The organism is Streptomyces tailanensis (assembly GCF_008386495.1).
Lineage (GTDB): Bacteria > Actinomycetota > Actinomycetes > Streptomycetales > Streptomycetaceae > Streptomyces > Streptomyces tailanensis.
Map to the genome: position 1 here is coordinate 1,174 of NZ_VTHJ01000158.1, position 2,913 is coordinate 4,086.

At 71.3% G+C, this 2,913-nt stretch carries 3 protein-coding genes and 1 pseudogene; 3 read left to right on the top strand and 1 reads right to left on the bottom strand.

The window, feature by feature from the left end; translation table 11 throughout:
* The 3 genes and pseudogenes from F3T56_RS45705 to F3T56_RS45715 all read left to right on the top strand — a co-directional run.
* Positions 1 to 440 (top strand): annotated as a pseudogene (locus F3T56_RS45705) (hypothetical protein); the annotation flags it as partial.
* A gap of 146 nt (positions 441 to 586) precedes the next feature.
* Complete coding sequence (locus F3T56_RS45710) at positions 587 to 850, top strand: GlsB/YeaQ/YmgE family stress response membrane protein (RefSeq protein ID WP_149831351.1); 264 nt, start codon at positions 587 to 589, stop codon at positions 848 to 850.
* A 153-nt stretch (positions 851 to 1,003) separates the two neighbouring features.
* Positions 1,004 to 1,897, top strand: coding sequence for a GNAT family N-acetyltransferase (locus F3T56_RS45715; RefSeq protein ID WP_149831352.1), 894 nt, complete (start codon positions 1,004 to 1,006; stop codon positions 1,895 to 1,897).
* A gap of 29 nt (positions 1,898 to 1,926) precedes the next feature.
* Here F3T56_RS45715 and F3T56_RS45720 read toward each other — a convergent pair whose 3' ends face one another.
* Positions 1,927 to 2,721, bottom strand: a complete 795-nt coding sequence (locus tag F3T56_RS45720) for a GNAT family N-acetyltransferase (RefSeq protein ID WP_149831353.1) — start codon at positions 2,719 to 2,721, stop codon at positions 1,927 to 1,929.
* Between the last annotated feature and the right edge of the window lie 192 nt (positions 2,722 to 2,913).

Below are 2,913 nucleotides of genomic sequence, written 5' to 3' on the forward strand. Positions count from 1 at the left end.
TCCGCACGCGATCGTCGAGGGCGATTTCATGGGGCAGGTGCACCCGGCCCCGGAGGGCGATCCGCGCCGGGCCGGCATCACCGAGCGCAATCTCACGGCCGTGTGGGGCAACTACGCCGCCCTCGGCCACCGGCGGCTCGTCTACACCAACACCCTGAGTGTGCTGGCCGAGACGGAGGGGCATGTTCCAGCGGGCCATGGGCGCGGACGTACGGATCGTACGGGTGCTGCTGACCGCCACCGACGAGATCACGGAGCGGCGGCTGCGCGGACGGGAGATCGGCTCCGAGCTGGAGCGGGAGCTCGCCGGGAGCCGGCGCAAGGCCCGGCTGCTGGACGACCATGCGCCCCCGGACACCGTGCGGGTGCCGACCGACGGGCGCTCCGTCGTCGACATCGCGGCGGAGGTACTGGCCGCCACGGGGTGGGTGAGGAGGTGAGTCGGCCCGCCCACCTCCTCGCCTGTCCCGGATCGTGCGCACGATGCCCCGGAACGTGAAGAACGTGAAACCGGAACGGACTGCACCCGCGTTCGCCGGGCACTCGCTGGTCTGCGGGGGTCCCGACGAAAAGGGGCGGAGTTGAGATGGAGATCGACGGCATCATCAGCGCCATCGTCATCGGCATAGTGATCGGCGTTCTCGGACGGCTGGTCGTCCCGGGCCGGCAGCGCATCGGCATCCTGCTGACGATCCTCGTCGGCATCGTCGCCGCGTTGATCGGATCCTGGATCGCCATGGGGCTCGGCGTGGCCGACACCCGCGGTGTCGACTGGATCGAGTGGCTCATCCAGATCGGGCTGGCGGCGCTGGGGGTCGCGTCACTGGATCGTACAAGGGCACGGCGCTGACTCCGGTGGTCGGCGGTCGCGTCTCTCGGAGGCGGCTCGTTCGACCCTGCGGTGGCCGGGCCCCGAATTCCGTTGCGGTCACCGCGCCCGGCGGCTAGCGTCTGCGGGCCTCACCGCCCCGGCCGCCGCGCCGCCAAGCCACCCGGAGACGCCTTGCCCCCACGTATCACGCCGCTCGTCGATCCCGACGCGATCCCGTCCAGTCACCGCCTGGCCTGGCTGGCATCCGGGACGGACTGCGTGCCTCTCGGCTCCGCCTTCCTGCGGCTGTTCACCAAGGAGGGACAGACGCATCTGGCGGAGCTGGACGTGACTGTGCATCCGGCCGAGCGCCGGCAGGGCGTGGGTACGGCGCTGCTCGACGCCGCGATCGGTGCGGCCCTGCGTGAGCGGCGCCGGGCGGTGGTCGCGCAGGCCCCGCAGGGGTCGCCCGGCAGTGGGTTCCTCGCGGCGCGCGGGTTCCGCGAGGTGCTGACGCTGACGTACGCCCGTCTGGAACCGGCCGGGATCGACCTCGGCCGCATCACACGGATCGCCGAACAGCCGCATCCCGGCTACCACTTGACGGCCTGGACCGGCGTCGTCCCCACCGAACTCGCGGTGACCTACGCCGCCTCCCGCTGTGCGATGGACGATATGCCGATGGGCGACACCGACTACGGCACGGTGGTCTGGGACGTCGAGCGGGTCGTGGCGGCGGCCGAAGCCATAGCGAACCGCGGCGACACGCTGTACACGGTGGCCGCGGTGGACGCCTCGATTTCCGCGATCGTCGGATTCTCCGAGCTCGTCCTCCCAGGCGACGGGAAGGGTGACGGTCGGAAGGGCGACGGTCAGCACTATGGTACGGCCGTCCTGCCCGCGCACCGGGGGCACGGGCTGGGCCTGTGGATGAAGGCGAAGGCGATCCTGCACGCCCACGGCCTGCACCCGGAGCTCGCCCTGCTCACCGACACCGCGGCGAACAACACGCCCATGCTCCGCGTCAATGACGCACTCGGCTACCGGCCCACGCACACGGCGGTGGAGTACCAGCTCGACCTGTGACACCCCCTCCGCCGGGACAGAGCGTTACGTCACGCCGCCGCCAGGTGCCCCACCGTGTACTCGTACGGCGTCGTCGTCGTGAGCGGCTCGAAGCCGAGGCGGGCCAGGATCGGGCGGCTGCGGGCCAGGGCGTCGACCTGGACGTAGCGGTAACCGCGGTCGGCCGCGACGCGGGCGCGGTGGGCGACGAGGGCCCGGTAGACGCCGCGGCCGCGCCACTCCTCGACGGTGCCGCCGCCCCACAGGCCGGCGAAGCGCGTGCCGGGCACGAGTTCCATACGGGCGGCGCTGATCGGTTCGTCACCCGCGAGGGCCACCACAGCGACCACCGTGTCGGGGTCGGCGGTGAGATGGGCGAGGAGCTGGTGGCGCATGCGGGTGCTGTCCGTGCCGAAGGCCTTCTCGTGGACGTCGGCCACCATGTCCACGCCCGCACGGTCGGTCACGGGGAGGATCCGTACGCCCTCGGGCGGCTCGACATCGAGGGACAGGTCGGCGACCTCGGCGACCATCAGCGTCTCCTCCGGGGCGGCCTTGAAACCGGCCGCGCGCAGGCGTTGCCCCAGGTCGACGGGGAGATCGTGGCCGTAGAGCTTCCATTCGAAGTCGCGTCCGAGGCCGGCGAAGTACCGGATCTGCTCGGCGATGGCCGCGTCGGCGCCCGCCTCGTCCAGGTCGGACCAGACGACACCGCTCCAGCCCTTCTCGGAGCCGATCTGGCGCACCACCCCGTCCACTCGCTCGATCCGGGCGCCGGGGCCGTCGGGGCGAGCGCCCTCTCGCATGTCCCGGTCGAACAGTGCCAGCACAGCAGCGTGATCCATACGTTCACTTCATCATCAGTCGTTCGCCATGGCAACGAATTTCACCAGGGTGCCGCCTGTGACGACGAGTGAGAGCGGCGAGACGGGGCAGGCGGCCCGGAAAGTCCGTTGTCGTTGTCGTTGTCCGGAGACCCTCTGTCGATGTCCGAAGACGTGGTGCAGCACACCCGCCCCGCCCCCTCCACCCCACCC

Bases quoted from the DNA above. Each gene is read 5' to 3' on its own strand.
- F3T56_RS45720 (WP_149831353.1), bottom strand. From the start codon at position 2,721: ATGGATCACGCTGCTGTGCTGGCACTGTTCGACCGGGACATGCGAGAG.
- F3T56_RS45710 (WP_149831351.1), top strand. From the start codon at position 587: ATGGAGATCGACGGCATCATCAGCGCCATCGTCATCGGCATAGTGATC.